At 53.7% G+C, this 16,234-nt stretch carries 22 protein-coding genes; 12 read left to right on the top strand and 10 right to left on the bottom strand.

Going from position 1 to position 16,234, the window contains the following annotated elements; genetic code table 11:
- Positions 1 to 3: 3 nt before the first annotated feature.
- The 3 genes from AC6I8D_RS08560 to AC6I8D_RS08570 all read right to left on the bottom strand — a co-directional run bounded on the left by AC6I8D_RS08560 (position 4) and on the right by AC6I8D_RS08570 (position 2,348).
- Positions 4 to 867: a glucose 1-dehydrogenase gene (locus tag AC6I8D_RS08560; RefSeq protein ID WP_312056981.1), complete on the bottom strand. Its 864-nt coding sequence runs from the start codon at positions 865 to 867 to the stop codon at positions 4 to 6.
- A gap of 86 nt (positions 868 to 953) precedes the next feature.
- On the bottom strand, positions 954 to 1,802 hold the full coding sequence (locus AC6I8D_RS08565) for a manganese catalase family protein (protein WP_312056980.1): 849 nt from the start codon (positions 1,800 to 1,802) through the stop codon (positions 954 to 956).
- Positions 1,803 to 2,090: 288 nt separating this feature from the next.
- Positions 2,091 to 2,348, bottom strand: a complete 258-nt coding sequence (locus AC6I8D_RS08570) for a biofilm development regulator YmgB/AriR family protein (RefSeq protein WP_312056979.1) — start codon at positions 2,346 to 2,348, stop codon at positions 2,091 to 2,093.
- Between the two features lie 539 nt (positions 2,349 to 2,887).
- Here AC6I8D_RS08570 and AC6I8D_RS08575 point away from each other — a divergent pair.
- Complete coding sequence (locus AC6I8D_RS08575; RefSeq protein WP_031377372.1) at positions 2,888 to 3,112, top strand: hypothetical protein; 225 nt, start codon at positions 2,888 to 2,890, stop codon at positions 3,110 to 3,112.
- Between the two features lie 92 nt (positions 3,113 to 3,204).
- On the opposite strand, the gene AC6I8D_RS08580 is transcribed toward AC6I8D_RS08575, so the two are convergent.
- Positions 3,205 to 3,456: a hypothetical protein gene (locus AC6I8D_RS08580; protein ID WP_312056977.1), complete on the bottom strand. Its 252-nt coding sequence runs from the start codon at positions 3,454 to 3,456 to the stop codon at positions 3,205 to 3,207.
- 336 nt (positions 3,457 to 3,792) lie between these two features.
- Between AC6I8D_RS08580 and umuD the strand changes: the two genes are divergently transcribed.
- The 6 genes from umuD (at position 3,793) to AC6I8D_RS08610 (ending at position 7,337) form a co-directional block, all read left to right on the top strand.
- Positions 3,793 to 4,212, top strand: a complete 420-nt coding sequence (umuD, locus tag AC6I8D_RS08585; protein WP_312056976.1) for a translesion error-prone DNA polymerase V autoproteolytic subunit — start codon at positions 3,793 to 3,795, stop codon at positions 4,210 to 4,212.
- Positions 4,213 to 4,214: 2 nt separating this feature from the next.
- Positions 4,215 to 5,483: a translesion error-prone DNA polymerase V subunit UmuC gene (gene umuC / locus AC6I8D_RS08590; RefSeq protein WP_312056975.1), complete on the top strand. Its 1,269-nt coding sequence runs from the start codon at positions 4,215 to 4,217 to the stop codon at positions 5,481 to 5,483.
- Between the two features lie 152 nt (positions 5,484 to 5,635).
- A complete protein-coding gene (locus AC6I8D_RS08595) occupies positions 5,636 to 5,914 on the top strand; it encodes a hypothetical protein (RefSeq protein ID WP_312056974.1) in 279 nt (92 codons plus the stop codon).
- A 293-nt stretch (positions 5,915 to 6,207) separates the two neighbouring features.
- Positions 6,208 to 6,738: a TetR/AcrR family transcriptional regulator gene (locus tag AC6I8D_RS08600; RefSeq protein WP_409456010.1), complete on the top strand. Its 531-nt coding sequence runs from the start codon at positions 6,208 to 6,210 to the stop codon at positions 6,736 to 6,738.
- A 146-nt stretch (positions 6,739 to 6,884) separates the two neighbouring features.
- Entirely contained in the window at positions 6,885 to 7,088 is a 204-nt protein-coding gene (locus AC6I8D_RS08605; RefSeq protein WP_312056973.1) for a hypothetical protein, read from the top strand.
- A 108-nt stretch (positions 7,089 to 7,196) separates the two neighbouring features.
- Entirely contained in the window at positions 7,197 to 7,337 is a 141-nt protein-coding gene (locus AC6I8D_RS08610) for a hypothetical protein (RefSeq protein ID WP_312056971.1), read from the top strand.
- A gap of 182 nt (positions 7,338 to 7,519) precedes the next feature.
- On the opposite strand, the gene AC6I8D_RS08615 is transcribed toward AC6I8D_RS08610, so the two are convergent.
- The 3 genes from AC6I8D_RS08615 to AC6I8D_RS08625 all read right to left on the bottom strand — a co-directional run bounded on the left by AC6I8D_RS08615 (position 7,520) and on the right by AC6I8D_RS08625 (position 8,677).
- Entirely contained in the window at positions 7,520 to 7,792 is a 273-nt protein-coding gene (locus AC6I8D_RS08615) for a hypothetical protein (RefSeq protein WP_312056969.1), read from the bottom strand.
- 404 nt (positions 7,793 to 8,196) lie between these two features.
- Positions 8,197 to 8,427, bottom strand: a complete 231-nt coding sequence (locus tag AC6I8D_RS08620; RefSeq protein ID WP_031377364.1) for a YgdI/YgdR family lipoprotein — start codon at positions 8,425 to 8,427, stop codon at positions 8,197 to 8,199.
- A gap of 16 nt (positions 8,428 to 8,443) precedes the next feature.
- Positions 8,444 to 8,677 carry a YgdI/YgdR family lipoprotein gene (locus tag AC6I8D_RS08625; RefSeq protein WP_031377363.1) on the bottom strand — a complete coding sequence of 78 codons (234 nt, stop codon included), beginning with the start codon at positions 8,675 to 8,677 and terminating at the stop codon, positions 8,444 to 8,446.
- Between the two features lie 306 nt (positions 8,678 to 8,983).
- Between AC6I8D_RS08625 and AC6I8D_RS08630 the strand changes: the two genes are divergently transcribed.
- The gene (locus AC6I8D_RS08630; RefSeq protein ID WP_497819947.1) at positions 8,984 to 9,664 is read left to right on the top strand and encodes an SOS response-associated peptidase family protein; all 681 of its coding nucleotides are present in this window, start codon (positions 8,984 to 8,986) and stop codon (positions 9,662 to 9,664) included.
- 69 nt (positions 9,665 to 9,733) lie between these two features.
- On the opposite strand, the gene AC6I8D_RS08635 is transcribed toward AC6I8D_RS08630, so the two are convergent.
- Positions 9,734 to 9,937, bottom strand: coding sequence for a hypothetical protein (locus tag AC6I8D_RS08635; RefSeq protein WP_031377361.1), 204 nt, complete (start codon positions 9,935 to 9,937; stop codon positions 9,734 to 9,736).
- A 189-nt stretch (positions 9,938 to 10,126) separates the two neighbouring features.
- Here AC6I8D_RS08635 and AC6I8D_RS08640 point away from each other — a divergent pair, with 189 nt between their 5' ends.
- The 4 genes from AC6I8D_RS08640 to pdxY all read left to right on the top strand — a co-directional run bounded on the left by AC6I8D_RS08640 (position 10,127) and on the right by pdxY (position 13,455).
- Positions 10,127 to 10,441 carry an MliC family protein gene (locus tag AC6I8D_RS08640; protein ID WP_497819948.1) on the top strand — a complete coding sequence of 105 codons (315 nt, stop codon included), beginning with the start codon at positions 10,127 to 10,129 and terminating at the stop codon, positions 10,439 to 10,441.
- Between the two features lie 25 nt (positions 10,442 to 10,466).
- Entirely contained in the window at positions 10,467 to 11,123 is a 657-nt protein-coding gene (pdxH, locus tag AC6I8D_RS08645; protein ID WP_312056963.1) for a pyridoxamine 5'-phosphate oxidase, read from the top strand.
- A 140-nt stretch (positions 11,124 to 11,263) separates the two neighbouring features.
- Positions 11,264 to 12,538 carry a tyrosine--tRNA ligase gene (gene tyrS, locus AC6I8D_RS08650; RefSeq protein WP_312056961.1) on the top strand — a complete coding sequence of 425 codons (1,275 nt, stop codon included), beginning with the start codon at positions 11,264 to 11,266 and terminating at the stop codon, positions 12,536 to 12,538.
- A gap of 56 nt (positions 12,539 to 12,594) precedes the next feature.
- Positions 12,595 to 13,455: a pyridoxal kinase PdxY gene (gene pdxY, locus AC6I8D_RS08655; RefSeq protein WP_497819949.1), complete on the top strand. Its 861-nt coding sequence runs from the start codon at positions 12,595 to 12,597 to the stop codon at positions 13,453 to 13,455.
- 58 nt (positions 13,456 to 13,513) lie between these two features.
- On the opposite strand, the gene gstA is transcribed toward pdxY, so the two are convergent.
- Entirely contained in the window at positions 13,514 to 14,119 is a 606-nt protein-coding gene (gstA, locus tag AC6I8D_RS08660) for a glutathione transferase GstA (RefSeq protein ID WP_497819950.1), read from the bottom strand.
- 148 nt (positions 14,120 to 14,267) lie between these two features.
- Complete coding sequence (gene dtpA, locus AC6I8D_RS08665) at positions 14,268 to 15,764, bottom strand: dipeptide/tripeptide permease DtpA (protein WP_031377355.1); 1,497 nt, start codon at positions 15,762 to 15,764, stop codon at positions 14,268 to 14,270.
- Positions 15,765 to 16,234: the final 470 nt, after the last annotated feature.

A 16,234-nucleotide genomic window follows, 5' to 3' on the forward strand; every position in this document is an offset into this window, starting at 1 on the left:
TCCTCAGATAATCGCCACGCCGCCGGTGACGGCAATGTTAGCGCCTGAAATATAGCTGGCCTCATCGCTGGCCAGCATCACATAGGTCGGGGCCAGTTCAGCCGGCTGACCGGCACGCTGCAACGGCACTTCGCTGCCAAAATTTTTCACCTGCTCAACCGGCATGGTCGACGGGATCAGCGGTGTCCAGATCGGACCTGGTGCGACCGCGTTGGCGCGGATGCCTTTTTCCGCCAGCATCGCGGCGAGGCTACCGGAAAAGTTGACGATAGCCGCTTTGGTCGCAGAGTAGGGCAGCAGCTTCGGTTTCGGCTGGTCGGCGTTGATCGAGGCGGTATTAATGATCGAGCCGCCCGCCGGCATATGCGGCACCGCCGCTTTGGTGATGCGGAACAGGGCGTAAAGATTGGTTTTCATCGTCCGGTCAAACTCGTCATCGCTGATTTCATCCAGCGATTCACGTGTCATCTGATAAGCCGCATTGTTCACCAGAATGTTGATCTCACCAAATGCCTCTACCGCTTTCTCAACAATGGCGGAACAGTGTGCTGCCTCAGTAATATCGCCTGGCACCAGAATCGCTTTCTGGCCTGCAGCTTCGACCAGCCGGGCGGTATCCTGCGCATCTTCATGTTCATCAAGGTAAGAGATCAGGACATCGGCCCCTTCGCGGGCAAACGCGATGGCGACCGCCCGGCCGATGCCGGAATCGCCGCCGGTAATAATGGCTTTTTTGCCCGCCAGCCGGCCTGAACCCTGATAACTTTGTTCACCATGATCGGGCTGTGGCTGCATGGCCGCGGTTTTACCCGGCGGCGTTTGTTGCTGTTCGGCGAAAGGGGGTTGCGGGCGTTGAGTTGATGACATGAATATTCCTCCATAAAAATCCGTTAGCGTAAAACAACCAATCAGGGCCGCGGGAATGGCGGCCCTGACTGACACGCTGGCGTCAATTAAGGTTTCGGTGACGCAACGCCGTTAATCTGCTCCTGCTGCGCGCCTGAGCCTGGACGAGCGTTACCGAGCAGCGGCTCATCACCGAGGATCTCCGGCTGCTGTTTCGCGCTGAACTGACCGTGACCGTCATAGGCCGGGCCGTTGCTCCAGCGGCCTTCCGGCAGCGGTTTATCCAGCGAGGTGTTCAGGCAGTAGTAAGAGTGCTCCTGCGCTTCATGCTCCTGCGGGAAGCTGTTCGGAATCGGCAGCGAAGCATTCAGGCCGCCCATCTCTTCAATCACCGCCAGCCACTGCTGCTGATGCATGGTGTCACGGGCGATAAGGAACGACAGGAAGTCCTTCATCCCTTTATCTTCCGTCATATTGTACAGCCGGGTCGCCAGCACGCGGCCGGTGGCTTCAGCCGTGACGTTAGCCAGCATATCGGCCGCCACGTTGCCGGAAGCATAGATATGGCTCATGTCGAACGGCATACCGTTGGCGTTCACCGGCATCGCTGACAGCCCGGATGAGAGAATATGGCGCGGGTTCATACCGCCCAGAATGGCGTTAACCACCGGATCTTTGGCTGAGGCTTCCTGATAGGAGAGCGGTGCGCCCTCAAGGTTGAGTGCCACTGCATAGCCCAGCATTTCGATATGGCTGAGTTCTTCGGTTGCGGTGGAGATCAGCAGATCCCGAATCCGGGCATCGCCACGCGCGCCCATTGCCTGGAAAAAGTATTGCATCGCCACACGGATTTCACCCTCTACGCCACCAATGGCTTGCTGTAACAGCATGGCGAATTCTGGATCTGGTTTCTCGACGCGAACCGGGAACTGGAGTTTTGATGAATGATGAAACATGATTTTTTCCTCGTCAGTGTTTGCACTCGATGCAGGAAAAAGCCTGGACAGGGATAGCGAAAAAAGAAAGCGTAACGAGAGCAATTAGCTGGCAAGTAAGGGGCGATAAGCGGCAAAAAAACGCGAAAAATGGATAAGCGGCTGGCCCGCCGATGAGGGCTGATTACAGCAGAATGACGACGCTGAACACCGGGAAAAAGGGCGTAAAAAAGCCCCGCAGGCGGGGCAAATTTTCGGAAAGAAAAGCATCCGTGCTAATCAGTGATCCCTCACAACAGACACAGGATGTCAGCTGTTACTGGTCGACGACGCATTTTGCAGAACGTGTTCCAGTGCCTGACGATAAATATCCTGTTTAACCACGTCACGCTCGCTCTCCAGGCGATGAATCAGGCCCAGAACGAGGTCTTTGTCGGAAACATGGGTTTTGTAATGCGCGAGTTCAGCATGGACGGCTGCAATAACTTCTTTCTCGCTGGTAACCGGAGTGCCAGAGTTCATGAAGTATTCAGAAATCTGAGACTCTGTATTGATTGTCGTTTGCATATCAGGCCTCATCAAAAAGGGGGGGTAAATGCGCCATTTCAGGTCCGGTCAGGGGACGACGCAAAAAAAGAGCATCTGAAGGTGGAAATCCACGACACCTTCAGATGCGGTGCAAGGCACCTTTCGTTACAAGTGACTTAACATCACGGCGCAAAGTTATACAAAAACGACAAACTTGTACAACGAAATTCGATAAAATTTTACTGGTCGGTGGTGTATTATATTTGCATGTTTAAAAAATTTAAGGTTTTTTATTATAAAACCCCATTAAATACAGCAATTTAAATATTTATGTTTGCGTTTCAGGCTCTTTATCCATCAAATCCGCTGAAACGATATCTCCGCTAAACGCTGTCCGGTCAGGTGATTTTTTACGAAAACCTGTACAGGTTTGGGCAGTAAAACGGCGTGGCGAGACACCAACAGACGACGCACCGGTTGCAATCTTATTCACCTGACCGTGAAGCCAGCACAATTCACTTCACACCTGCGACGCAGAAGGCTAAGGTTTAGCGCTTACTTATCAGAAGGAGATGATCATGATTAACGACTATTTCGCGCTTCCGCCTGCTGGCATCACGCAGGAACAACACAAGCGCACGGTGGCAGTGGCAGCTGCGCTGGCGGTAGCTAAAGAGTCAGTCAGTGCGTCAACCTCGGCGACCGGTTCCAAAACGGCGTGGGATCTGCAGGCGGTAGCCAATGAAATTGCTAATCTGGCGGATGCGATTCAGGATGCGCTGGAAAGCGATAGCGAGGTGTAAATCTGGCACCTGATGCGGTGTGGCGTCGGGCCGGGCGCCAGCACCGGATCGCCGCTGAGGCCCGGCAACGTATCGGCTGCCGGGTATAGCGCTTATTCTACTGACGGCGGCTCATATTTAATGTACTGCCGCAATGTGTCATGAATTGCCCGGTTATTGCCTTCATCCAGACCGCGTCCGGCATATTCTTTCGCCAGCGCCGCCAGCACATCATCAAACTTACCTTTGTAGTTGAGATTATTCAGCGCAATTTGCTGACCGAGGATCTCTTTTAATACCGTGGTCTCTACTTTTAGCTGACGGACTTCCTCTTCAAGATGTTTGATTCGCGCATCGTCTGACATAACACCTCCATGATTAAACACCGCAGAATAACCATGCCGCGCCGGATATTCAAACAACGCAGGTCGCCAACAGACTTTGTCAGATTTTCCTTAAGTCAGAATAATACAGTAGCCGGCGAGGTTATTCCGGCACTTCCGATCAACACTCCGCGTCAGTCAGGTAGTGCAGTGATAGCGATCACTTTCTGCTGAATATTACGCCAGCGCAAAAAAACGCCACAAAAAAAAGTGCATTGTCATCAACCCCTTCGCTTAAACCTTTTCCGTTGCGCTTGATTAAAAGGGTAATTCGATATTACTGTGTTTATATACAGTTATCTGAAAAGGAGTGTCATTATGGAATTCATCAAACCTGCGGACCTGCGCGCCGTTATGCCGTTGCCGTTGTACATCGAACGGGTACCCTGCGGATTTCCCTCTCCGGCGCAGGACTATGTCGAACAAAGAATTGATTTGAACGCGCTGATGGTTCAGCGGCCCAGCGCCACCTATTTCGTCCGGGTGAGCGGCGAATCGATGATCGACGCGGGTATTAACGACGGTGACATGCTGGTGGTCGACAGTTCGCTGACCGCCGCCCATGGCGATATTGTGGTCGCCGCCGTTGACGGTGAATTCACGGTCAAACGCCTCCAGCTCCATCCCTGCCTGCAACTGATGCCGATGAATACCCAGTTCAGGCCAATCGCCATTAAAACGGAAGATGCGCTTGAGGTGTTTGGTGTGGTGACCTTCGTCATTAAATCGACTCATTAATCATGTTCGCGCTGGTCGACGTGAACAGTTTTTATGCCTCGTGTGAAACGGTGTTCCGACCCGATCTGCGCGGCAAGCCGGTGGTGGTGCTGTCGAATAATGACGGCTGTGTCATTGCCCGCAGCGCTGAGGCGAAACGGGTGGGCATCAAAATGGGCGCACCCTATTTTAAAATGCGTGAGGAGCTGACGCGCCATGGGGTGCAGGTCTTCAGCTCGAACTATGCGCTTTACGCCGATATGAGCCATCGGGTGATGACCATCCTGGAAGAGATGGCCCCTTCGGTTGAGATCTATTCGATCGATGAAGCGTTTCTGGATCTGACCGGCGTGCGTAACTGTACGGTGCTGGAAACCTTTGGCCGCCAGGTCCGGGATCGGGTGTTGAAAGAGACGCATCTGACCGTCGGCGTCGGCATCGCCCAGACTAAAACGCTGGCGAAGCTGGCTAATTTTGCCGCCAAGAAGTGGAGCAAAACCGGCGGTATCGTCGACCTGTCGGACCCTGAGCGGCAGAAAAAGCTGCTGGCGTTAATTGATGTCGCCGACGTCTGGGGCGTGGGCCGCCGCATCGCGAAACGGCTGAATGCAATGGGGATCGAGACGGCACAGGATCTGGCCGCCCAAAGCCCCCCGTCCATTCGTAAACATTTTAATGTGGTGCTGGAGCGCACGGTCAGGGAACTGCGCGGCGAGCCCTGTCTGGAACTGGAAGAGTTCGCCCCGGTGAAGCAGCAGATCATGTGTTCGCGATCGTTTGGCAGCCGCATTTCAGATTACCAGCAGATGCGACAAGCCATCTGCGCCTACGCTGAACGGGCGGCAGAAAAACTGCGGCGGGAAAAGCAGTATTGCCGTCAGGTTGGCGTATTTGTGCGTACCAGTCCGCATGCGGCCAACGAAACGTTCTATGGCAATCAGTCCACCGGTCAGCTGCTGACGCCGACTCACGACACGCGTGACATTATCCGCGTCGCCATGGCGTGCCTGGATAATATCTGGGTAGAGGGCCACCGCTATATGAAAGCCGGTATCCTGCTGGGTGATTTTTTCAGTCAGGGCGTTGCCCAGCTTAATCTGTTCGATGAGGTGCCACCGCGAGCTGACAGCGAGGTACTGATGCAGCTGGTTGACCGCATCAACCAGAGCGGCGGTGGAAAGCTGTGGTTTGCCGGTCAGGGCATTCACAAAGAGTGGGCGATGAAGCGCGATATGCTGTCGCCCGCCTATACTACCCGTCTGACCGATTTACCGGTCGCGAAAGTGAAGTAAGAGCCTGCTATTTTTACTTGCGTTGTCGCATGATGATTTCTGGTTAAAAGCTTTTTTTATCACGAACTGAAATTATTTGGCCGTTATCCTTTACCTGGCCCGACCAGTTGTTAGCTGTTTGGGTATATTGATAAAATATTTAGGTGAATGTGATGAACTTTAGACAATTTGAAACCAGAATTAATCAATGGCCTGCCATACATTTCACCGCGATGGTAAAAAACCGTCGCGAAGATGAATATGAAATTTATGCAGTCGATGAAAGTAATAATATAAAATCCCAGCTATTTATCTGTTATGCGGATAATGAAAACCATGCCAGCCTGCTTATTAAACAGTTTATGCTGTGGCTGATCAAAATAAATAGCGAGAAACGTCGCCAGCAAAAGGCCGAACGTCAAGCCGGGTCGGCATTACTGCCGAATCAATAAGCATCGGGATTGTTCTGATAGCGAGAAAATAAATCGGCACTAAAAAGCATAAATTGAGTAGTATCATTAACCATTCAGCAGGTTAAATTTTCGGCCAGCCGATCTCCGGCCCGAGGATAAATCCTCTGCGCGGTATACTTATTATCAGCGACTGGGCTACAATCCCCTGTTGATTTTTACGGGAGCACCTTTCCCCCTGGCCGGTAATGATGATCACGATAGCCACAGTGCATAAAAACAAAGAGCGGGGCCGCCCGAGAGAGTTTGATATTGAACAGGCTCTGGACCGCGCCATGATTGTTTTTCGGCAAAAAGGGTATCACGCGGCATCACTGAGCGATCTGGGCGAGGCGATGAAGCTCTCTGCAGGCAGCATCTATAAGGCGTTTAAAGATAAACGCTCCCTGTTTTTGCAGGTGTTTGAACGTTATCTGCTGCTGCGTAATGCCGAGCTGCGCCGCCGGCTGCTGCCCTGTACCAGCGGCCGGGCAAAGATCACCGAACTGCTGCAGTTCTATCTCGACTCCGCGCGTGCCGTTGAAGGGCGACGTGGCTGTCTGGTGGTCGCCAGCGCGATTGAATTGCAGACGCTGGATGAGGCGCTGGCGTTACGCATCAATCAGGTGGTGGCGCGTAATCAGTGTTTCCTGGTCTCGCTGCTGGAGCAGGGACAGCAGGATGGCTCGGTCTCCGCCACGCTGGACGTTGAGTCGGCTGCCGGACTGATCCTCTGCATTGCCTATGGGATGCGGGTAGCGGGCAAAGTCAGCGATGTGGTAAACGAACAACAGACCCTTGCCCTGGCGTTAAAAGTGCTGGGTTAACATTTACCTGATTAGGAGGCGATCGCTTCCTAAAGTTGTTGATAAAACTGACAGAGGTCACCAACAGCGAACAAGGAAAACGCAGTGTCAAATATCATAACCTGCGGCAGGACCATCGCCGCCAGCCAGACGTCCGGGAGTGTGCAGTGACAGACGAAGACCTGACGATTAATGATGAAATCCGCGCCCTGATAGGAAAAGTGGTCTCACGCCTGATCAGGCCCGATGAAGTGCTGAGCGTTCATGAAATCATCAACGCGCTGCACAGTTTGCGCGTCCGTTCACCCGATCGTAATACCCGCTTATCCTGCCGGAAAGCGATTCGCATTCTGGCACGTAAACTCCATTAGCCTACCGCTTTTCAGGCAGAGAAATGCGGCGGCGGCCTTTCCGAACCGCTTATTGTGTGCCAGGCTTTTCTGCTCCATTCTCCTGCGTAAAAAATTAAGGCCTGTTTCGTGAAAACCTCAATCTTACTGACCCTGGTGGCCGCTATCGGCTGTTCTGTATTTGCCGCCCGTGGCGGGTTCGAAACCCATGCGACAAAGCATCCGTCGCAGCAGAGCGTCACCGAAAACGGCGAGCCCCTGACGAAATAAACCAGTGAATAACGCCACAGTCAGCTCTGACAGGCCAGTCTGCCGATGGCCAATACGCCGCAGAGCAGAGGGTTAGCTTTTCAGTTAGCGCCTCTGACGCAGGTTGATACGGTGTCAAAAGTCAGGCGATACGGGCACCAGAGAAGGTGCCCTCGGCAGGAACGTCAGCCGGAGAGGAAGGATTAGCGATAGTTTTTCAGTTCAACCGGTTCCTGTCCGGTCACCACCAGCCAGTTCAGCTCAGCCCGATCGCGGGTAGAGGCATTAATAAAGCTTTTCAGCCAGCTACGCGCATCAGCAATTTGCGCCACGCGATCGTCGTTACGCTCATTTTCAGCCATCTCACCCAGCTGTCGAATCAGTGCGACCAGCGTAATATCCTGTTGTTCAAACGCCAGGTTAATGGCGGCTTCACCAAGAATCATATGACCGGCTGATTTATCGTGAAATACCATGGGTAACCTCCTGAGTGAAAATGTAAGTAATGCAGTAATTATTTTAGTAAAAAGCAGCTTAAACGAAAGTGGAATAAACCAGGGCTGGCGCTATTAAAATCATCAGCAAATAAAATGAACTTTTATGGCTACCGTTAAATTACTGATATCTGGTTAAAACGCGGCGCTGCACTGTTTTTGACGCAAAGTGGATGTACGCATAATACCGGTAACAAAATCCGCATGTGCCTGAAATTCAGATAAGCGAAGGGGCGGAATAAAGCGCGGTACTCGCACCGGGCAGCCTGGTACAGATGAATAGCGGCGGTGATCAGCGTGACAGGGCAGGGAACGATTAAGCGGCCAGCTGAAAAAAGGCAAAAATAAAGCCGCCAGGCGGCGGCTTTATATCGCAATACTATTGATTATTTATTGGGTACTTCAGAGACCGCTTTAACGTCAGCTTTATTAATTTGCTGCTTAACGCCGTTGGCATCTTTATACGCCAGCAGGCCGGCATCTGACTCAGAAGGTTTGCCATCACTAATAATGGTGCGTCCATCATTGGTATGAATGGCATAGCTGGTACGGGTGCAACCGGTTAATACGGTCATACCAATCAATGCAGCAAGAGGTAAAATCAGCGCTTTTTTCATCGTATTCACCTTATAATTAGTTGTCGAGTTCACTCATGTTACTAATTTCGTTGCGATTGATTTGCTCGGTTTTGCCGGTCTGAGCATCGCGATATGACACCAGACCGGTATCATCATCAATTTGTGGCTTGCCGTCGGTTACAATAGTGCGGCCATCGGTAGTCTTAATCGATTGATTAGATGCGCAACCCGCCAGGGTGCCTAAGCAAAGGGCCACCAAAGCGACAGCCGAGAGGGATTTCATTTTCATTTTTTCATCTCCTTGAAGTAAATCCAGACGTATACAGCATAGACGCCTTTATAAATTTTGCTGGCCCTGTCGCGTTTCGTTGGCTATTTTTTCACCAGAAAGGCGCGTGCAGGGGAATAATCATCCACCTGCGCGCCGGATATAGCATTTATTGCCAATGAAAGGGGTCGGGCAGGATATTTGTCCGGCCGGTTAAATCGCAGGCAAATAACCCGCAGTGAAAAGGTCAGACCAGTAAAGTTAATCATGCTGCCGTCGCCGATGTTGTGATACCCGCATCAGCTATGCTTAAGCGAGGAGGTGCTTATGTGTGGACGATTTGCGCAGTACAGCAGCCGGAATGACTATTTCGATGCGCTGGGTATTCTGGCAGATGAAATTATTTACGACCCGCAACCGATCGGCCGCTACAACGTTGCGCCCGGCACCCGGGTGCTGTTGCTGAACCAGCGCGACAACCGGCTGCATCTTGATCCGGTGTTGTGGAGTTACGGTCCCGACTGGTGGCACAAGGCACCGCTGATCAATGCGCGCAGTGAAACCGCGGCGCAGGGGCGGATGTTTAAACCATTGTGGGCGCACGGTCGCGCTATTGTGCCGGCAGACGGCTGGTACGAATGGCAAAAGCAGGGCAAACAGAAGCAGCCGTGGTTTATCTATCATCGTCAGAAGCAACCGCTGTTCTTCGCCGCCATCGGCAAAGCGCCTTATGACCGTGAGCACGGTAAAGAGGGATTTGTGATTGTGACTGCCGCCAGCGATAAAGGGATGGTCGATATTCACGATCGGCGGCCGCTGGTGCTGGCGGCCGACGCTGTGGCTGAGTGGCTAAGCCCGAAGACCACGGCAGAGCGGGCAGTTGAGATTGCAAAGCAGGCGGCATTACCGGAGCAGGCGTTTGCCTGGCACCCGGTGAGCCAGGCGGTAGGGAATATTCATCATCAGGATGCCAGCCTGATCGCGGAGATTGTTGACCCGGCAGAGTGAGCCGTGACCGGGTCGGACAGGACGGATTAACCGTGCCGATCCACTGAGCCGATCGGCAGTGTGAGCCGATCAGAGAAGCGAGTCTTCCCCGGCTTTGGCGGCCGCTTTCTCAGCTTTCATCGCATTGATCGGATCGGAGGCGCTCAGCCAGCGATCGAATTTCTGGTAGGTGTCGATAAAGGTTTTAAAGTAGCTACTGGCTATGGTGGCGTTCTCTTTGTGGTTCATAAACGCTACCGCCAGTTTGAACGCATCTTCGTTATCAAATTTCATTTTTGTCTCCCTCGCTTCAGATCTATAGAGCGTAGCCTGATTAAGCCGCGCGTGCATTCAGACAACCGGCTGATAAACCGCAATAAAGCCCCTCAGGGTCAACTGTTGGCCAGATTGGCGTGGATTCCCACTTACTTCACGTCAAATCCTTCTTATAATGCCAGCTTCACTCGTAAAGGAGACCCGCTTATGTTGAAAGGATTAACCGTGGCCGCTGTGCTGCTGCTGTCGGGCTGTAGCCTGATGGATAAACAGCCACCGGCACCCCAGACCCTGCACTATCGCTGTGGTACGTTACCGCTGACCGTCACCCTTGATGACGCACAGCAGCAGGTCAGCTTTATTATGGATGGCCAGCCGCTGACGCTGAAACAGACGATATCCGCCTCGGGCGTCCGCTACAGCGACGGCAACTACGTCTTCTGGTCCAAAGAAAACGGCGCGTTTATCGAACGTAACGATAAAATTGTCGTCAATGATTGTGAGCTGCAACCCGCCAGCTGACTGTTTACCTGAATGAGCGAACATTATGAGCGACAGCGATACGCTACACACTATTGCCCATCTGCGACGTGAATATACCCGCGGCGGGCTGCGCCGTAAGGATCTGCCGGACGATCCTATCGCGCTGTTTGAACAGTGGCTGAGCCAGGCCTGCGAAGCGAAGCTGCCCGATCCGACGGCGATGACCGTGGCGACGGTGGATGAACAGGGGCAGCCGTGGCAACGCATCGTCCTGCTGAAGCATTTCGACGCGCAGGGCATGGTGTTTTATACCAACCTCGGCAGCCGTAAGGCGCTGCAGCTGGCGCACAATCCGCGTATTTCGCTGCATTTTCCGTGGCACTTTCTGGAGCGTCAGGTGCTGGTGTTGGGTGAGGTCGAAAAGCTGTCGCCGCTGGAGGTGCTGAAGTACTTTCACAGCCGTCCGCGTGACAGCCAGATTGGGGCCTGGGTGTCGAAGCAGTCGAGTCGCATCTCTGCGCGCGGCATACTGGAAGGCAAGTTCCTTGAGCTTAAGCAGAAGTTCCAGCAGGGCGAGATCCCGCTGCCCAGTTTCTGGGGCGGCTACCGGGTAAAATTTCATACCCTGGAGTTCTGGCAGGGAGGTGAACATCGCCTGCACGATCGTTTCCTCTATCAGCGCGATCACGACGGCTGGAAAATCGACCGACTGGCACCCTGAATCGGTAAGATTCCCACCTTTCAGCGCTGGCACAGAAGTCGTCAGCGCTTTATGCTATAGCCCTCATTTTTTTCGATTCCGCAACTCAGCGGAAAGCTGTGTACCAGCATAGGTGCAGTCTGATCAATTTGGAGTCAGTGATGACCAGCAGTAACCTGATACAACAATTGCAAGAGAGGGGCCTGATCGCCCAGGTGACGGATGAAGACGCGTTAACAGAGAAACTGGCGCAGGGGCCAATTTCGCTCTATTGCGGCTTTGATCCCACTGCTGACAGCTTGCATTTGGGCCATCTGGTACCGCTGCTCTGCCTGAAGCGTTTTCAGGATGCCGGACACAAGCCGGTCGCGCTGGTTGGCGGTGCTACCGGCCTGATTGGCGACCCCAGCTTTAAAGCAGCAGAGCGTAAACTCAATACCAGCGAAACCGTCAATGAATGGGTCGAAAAGATCCGCCAGCAGGTGGCACCCTTCCTTGATTTCGATTGCGGCAGCAACAGCGCCATCGCCGCCAATAACTATGACTGGTTTGGCAGCATGAATGTGCTGACCTTCCTGCGTGATATTGGTAAGCATTTCTCAGTGAACCAGATGATCAATAAAGAAGCGGTGAAGCAGCGTCTGAACCGTGACGATCAGGGCATCTCCTTCACCGAGTTTTCTTATAATCTGCTGCAGGGCTACGACTTCGCCTGTCTCAATGAGCGTTACGGCGTCTCGCTGCAGATTGGCGGCTCCGATCAGTGGGGCAACATCACCTCCGGTATCGATCTGACCCGTCGTCTGCATCAGAACCAGGTGTTTGGCCTGACGGTTCCGCTGATCACCAAGTCTGACGGCACTAAATTCGGTAAAACCGAAGGCGGCGCGGTCTGGCTGGATGCGAAGAAAACCAGTCCTTATAAGTTCTACCAGTTCTGGATCAACACCGCGGATGCCGATGTGTATCGGTTCCTGAAGTTCTTCACCTTCATGAGCATTGAAGAGATCAATGCGCTGGAAGAAGAGGATAAAAACAGCGGTACCGCGCCACGTGCGCAGTATGTGCTGGCCGAGCAGGTCACCCGTCTGGTGCACGGCGAGGAAGGCCTGGCCGCCGCCAAACGGATTACCGCCAGCCTGTTCTCCGGTTCGATCAGCGAAATGACCGAAGCCGATTTCGAACAGCTGGCGCAGGATGGCATGCCGACCATCACCCTGAGCGCTGAGGACGATCTGCAGCAGGCGCTGGTGAAAGCGGAGCTGGTGCCGTCACGCGGTCAGGCTCGCACCATGATCGGCTCAAACGCCGTCTCACTCAACGGTGAGAAGCAGTCGGACGCGGAGTACCGCTTCAGCGACAGCGATAAGCTGTTTAATCGCTACACGCTGCTGCGTCGCGGCAAGAAACATTACTGCCTGATTAACTGGCAGTAAGATTTCAGGGCCGGTTTCCGGCCCTTTTTTATGGCAAGGCAGGACAGGGCAAACAAGTGAAAAATATTTTAGCGATTCAGTCGCACGTTGTTTTTGGTCATGCCGGTAACGCGGCGGCCGAGTTTCCGATGCGCCGCATGGGCGCGAACGTCTGGCCGCTGAATACCGTACAGTTCTCCAACCATACCCAATATGGCCACTGGACCGGCACGGTGATGCCAGCCACTCATCTGACCGATATCGTGAAAGGCATTGCCGACATTGACCGACTGAAGACCTGTGATGCGGTGCTGAGCGGCTATCTGGGATCGGCGGAACAGGGCGAACAGATTTTAGAGATTGTCCGCCAGGTCAAAGCGGCCAATCCCGACGCCTGGTATTTCTGCGATCCGGTGATGGGCCATCCTGAAAAGGGCTGTATCGTGGCGCCGGGCGTGGCGGAGTTTCACTGTAAAATGGCGATGCCGGCCAGCGATATCATCGCCCCGAATCTGCTGGAACTGGAGATGCTGAGCGAGCGCAGCGTTACCGATGTTGATGCCGCAGTAGACGCCGCGCGGGCGCTGATTGCTCAGGGACCGAAAGTGGTGCTGGTGAAACATCTGGCGCGGGCGGGCCGTCGCAGCGATCGCTTTGAGATGCTGCTGGTCACCGCCGAAGATGCCTGGCACATCAGTCGTCCGCTGGTTGATTTTGGCGTCCGTCAGCCGGTTGGCGTCGGCGATCTGACCAGCGGTCTGCTGCTGGTGAATCTGCTGCACGGCAAGAGCTTACAGGATGCGCTGGAGCACGTAACGGCGGCGGTATATGAAGTGATGCTGAAAACCCATCAGATGGGCGAGTATGAACTGCAACTGGTGGCCGCGCAGGATGCGATTGCCGTGCCGACCCAGCACTTCGCGGCTGAAAAGCTGTAAAACAGAGCAGGGCCGGAAAACCGGCCCTGCTGACTGACCGCCTCATCGGGTTGCAGGGTTACTGCAAGCCTTCCGCGGTTAACGCCGCCTGCACCGCCGGCCGCGCAGCCACCCGACTGAACCAGCTTTCCAGCGCCGTACACGCCGATAAATCGAGCCTGAGCGCTCTGGCCCAGCGCGTCACCACATACAGATAGGCATCTGCCACGCTGAAGTGCAGCCCCATCAGCCACTGCTTGTCACGCAGCGCCTCATCCACAAAGCGGAACTTAGCCGTCAGCAGGGTCCGCGCCCGGCTTTTTTCCTCTTCCGTGCTATCCGGACGAAACAGCGGGGTAAAACTTTTGTGCAGTTCGCTGCTGATGTAGCTCAGCCATTCCACGGTGTGATAGCGCGTCAGGCTGCCGACCGGAGCCAGCAGATGGCGGTCAGGCTTGAGGTCCGCCAGATACTGCACAATCGCCACGCCTTCGGTCAGTACCGTGCCGTCGCTGAGCTGCAGCGCCGGTACCTGTCCTTTGGGATTGATTTGCCAATAATCGTCACCCCGTTCCGTGATTTTTTTTGCCAGATCAACATTCACCTGGGTGAAGTCGAGCCCGCATTCGCGCATGACAATGTGGGGTGAGAGAGAACAGGCACCCGCTTTGCAAAACAGTTTCATGACCAGCCTCCTTGATGCGATGGGATCATTGCATCATAAGGGCCTGGCCCGGAATTGCCAGTGACGACGATCGGGGAACGGAGAGAGGGCGACTGGGAGAGGAATAAAAAAAGCCGGGCAGTGCCCGGCGGGTAAGGGATCAGGCGGTTTACGCCTCGACCTCTTTAGTTTTAGCGTCGTTGTCCTGAGTCATACGGTTCAGCAACGGTGCCGTGATCAGCATCAGCAGGGCAATGACCGCGGTCACGATACCAATCTGCTGGAACACACGGCTGTAAGTGGCCAGCGAAATCAGCGGATCGGTCACGTTTTCCGGCACCGCCATCAGGTTAGCCACTTTACCGGCAATCACTGCTGCGCCGGCAGTAGTCAGGAACCATGAGCCCATGATAAAGCCCATCAGACGCTGTGGCACCAGCTGAGCGACCATCGCCAGGCCAAGGCCGGAGATCATCAGTTCACCGATACTCTGCAGCGCATAGCTCAGAATCAGCCAGTTAACCGAGACGATACCGGCATCGCTGGCGAACTTCGCGCCCACCGGCAGCACCAGAAACGCGCCTGAGCAGAGCACCATGCCGAAAGCGAACTTATGCGGCATCGGCAGTTTATCGCCCAGCTTGTTGTAGAGCGCCGCCAGCAGCGGACTGGCCAGCATAATCCAGAACGGGTTCAGTGCCTGGAACTGTTCCGGCGCAAAGGTGATGCCGAGAATGCTGTGCTCAACGTTGCGGATGGCAAAGAAGTTCAGCGAAGTCGGCATCTGCATGTAGAGCACAAAGAACAGAATCGCTTCGACCATCAGCAGGAAGGCGACGATCATCTTACGACGCGCGGCACCCTGCAGAGCAAAGGCCTCTTTGGCAAACACCAGCACGATACCCAGTGCAATCACCGCCAGCACCAGACGGGCGATAGACTGGTGATGCAGCATCCAGTTAGCCAGCGCCACCAGCACCACCACGCCAACCAGCGTCATCAGCAGCTTACCGATTTGCAGCGGGGCGAAGTCCGGTTTAGAACCGTAATCTTTAACCATGCGCTTGCAGAACAGGAAGTTGAACAGGGTGATCACCAGACCAATGACCGACAGCGAGAACGCCACGTTGTAGCCATATTTCTCGGCTAACCACGGGGTCAGCATCATCGAGAACAGCGAGCCGATGTTGATCGACATATAGAACATGGTGAAAGCACCGTCGATACGCGGGTCATCTTTGTCGTAGCAGGTTGACAGCAGCGAAGACGGGTTCGCTTTAAACAGGCCGCTACCGACGGCGATGGTCGCCATACCGATATAGACAATGCTGACGTTGTGTCCGGAGAAGGCCACCAGCGCATAACCCAGCGCCAGCACCAGCACGCCCAGCACAATCACGCGTTTGGTACCCAGCACCTTATCGCCGAGCCAGCCGCCAATCGCCACCAGTCCGTAGACCAGTGCGCTGAACGAGGAGAACAGCGTGATGGAGTCTGATTCGGACATCCCCAGCTGTTTCACCAGGTAAACCGCCATGATGGCCTGCAGGCCATAGAAACCAAAACGTTCCCACAGCTCAATCGAGAAGATTAAGTAGAACGCCTTTGGCTGTTTAAACGCATTGAGACTGACTGTCTCATCAGTGTGTTTGTTTGCAGTTGACACATGTACCTCAGTTTTATCACACCCTGTTTCGGGACAGGAATTAAGTCCGCGTCATGTGAGTTGTCCATGCGCAAGATTGTTATTAGAAGGGAAAAGCGGCGACTAATTTGGCTGATTAAGCGCGACAGGGCAAGAATTTTCTGACCACTGGTTTAGCCTGATATTGTCGGGTTAAAAAACTTATAACAAACTGTTAATCGGATTTAAATATTGCAAGTGTCGATTATAGCAGTATAAATGCTGTGGATGCGAGCCGGTAGCTGGATAATATTGATATTAACTGCTAACGGTGGATTATGCAGATTAATAGTTTGTTGAATAATAACTATCCAGCACTATTCGTCAGTCAGCGACTATATTCCAGGCGAAGCGGCGAAATATCCGTCATTTATCCGTCCGCTTTGCACTAAAAGTGAACAAATGACGATCCTGCGCACAAACAGATGATTTAATTCAGGAAGAAAAAGAAG

This window comes from Pantoea sp. X-Soil-MYKO-1785 (assembly GCF_059730675.1).

Bases quoted from the DNA above. Each gene is read 5' to 3' on its own strand.
- AC6I8D_RS08560 (WP_312056981.1), bottom strand. From the start codon at position 867: ATGTCATCAACTCAACGCCCGCAACCCCCTTTCGCCGAACAGCAACAA.
- AC6I8D_RS08565 (WP_312056980.1), bottom strand. From the start codon at position 1,802: ATGTTTCATCATTCATCAAAACTCCAGTTCCCGGTTCGCGTCGAGAAA.
- AC6I8D_RS08570 (WP_312056979.1), bottom strand. From the start codon at position 2,348: ATGCAAACGACAATCAATACAGAGTCTCAGATTTCTGAATACTTCATG.
- AC6I8D_RS08575 (WP_031377372.1), top strand. From the start codon at position 2,888: ATGATTAACGACTATTTCGCGCTTCCGCCTGCTGGCATCACGCAGGAA.
- AC6I8D_RS08580 (WP_312056977.1), bottom strand. From the start codon at position 3,456: ATGTCAGACGATGCGCGAATCAAACATCTTGAAGAGGAAGTCCGTCAG.
- umuD (WP_312056976.1), top strand. From the start codon at position 3,793: ATGGAATTCATCAAACCTGCGGACCTGCGCGCCGTTATGCCGTTGCCG.
- umuC (WP_312056975.1), top strand. From the start codon at position 4,215: ATGTTCGCGCTGGTCGACGTGAACAGTTTTTATGCCTCGTGTGAAACG.
- AC6I8D_RS08595 (WP_312056974.1), top strand. From the start codon at position 5,636: ATGAACTTTAGACAATTTGAAACCAGAATTAATCAATGGCCTGCCATA.
- AC6I8D_RS08600 (WP_409456010.1), top strand. From the start codon at position 6,208: ATGATTGTTTTTCGGCAAAAAGGGTATCACGCGGCATCACTGAGCGAT.
- AC6I8D_RS08615 (WP_312056969.1), bottom strand. From the start codon at position 7,792: ATGGTATTTCACGATAAATCAGCCGGTCATATGATTCTTGGTGAAGCC.
- AC6I8D_RS08620 (WP_031377364.1), bottom strand. From the start codon at position 8,427: ATGAAAAAAGCGCTGATTTTACCTCTTGCTGCATTGATTGGTATGACC.
- AC6I8D_RS08625 (WP_031377363.1), bottom strand. From the start codon at position 8,677: ATGAAAATGAAATCCCTCTCGGCTGTCGCTTTGGTGGCCCTTTGCTTA.
- AC6I8D_RS08630 (WP_497819947.1), top strand. From the start codon at position 8,984: ATGTGTGGACGATTTGCGCAGTACAGCAGCCGGAATGACTATTTCGAT.
- AC6I8D_RS08635 (WP_031377361.1), bottom strand. From the start codon at position 9,937: ATGAAATTTGATAACGAAGATGCGTTCAAACTGGCGGTAGCGTTTATG.
- AC6I8D_RS08640 (WP_497819948.1), top strand. From the start codon at position 10,127: ATGTTGAAAGGATTAACCGTGGCCGCTGTGCTGCTGCTGTCGGGCTGT.
- pdxH (WP_312056963.1), top strand. From the start codon at position 10,467: ATGAGCGACAGCGATACGCTACACACTATTGCCCATCTGCGACGTGAA.
- tyrS (WP_312056961.1), top strand. From the start codon at position 11,264: ATGACCAGCAGTAACCTGATACAACAATTGCAAGAGAGGGGCCTGATC.
- gstA (WP_497819950.1), bottom strand. From the start codon at position 14,119: ATGAAACTGTTTTGCAAAGCGGGTGCCTGTTCTCTCTCACCCCACATT.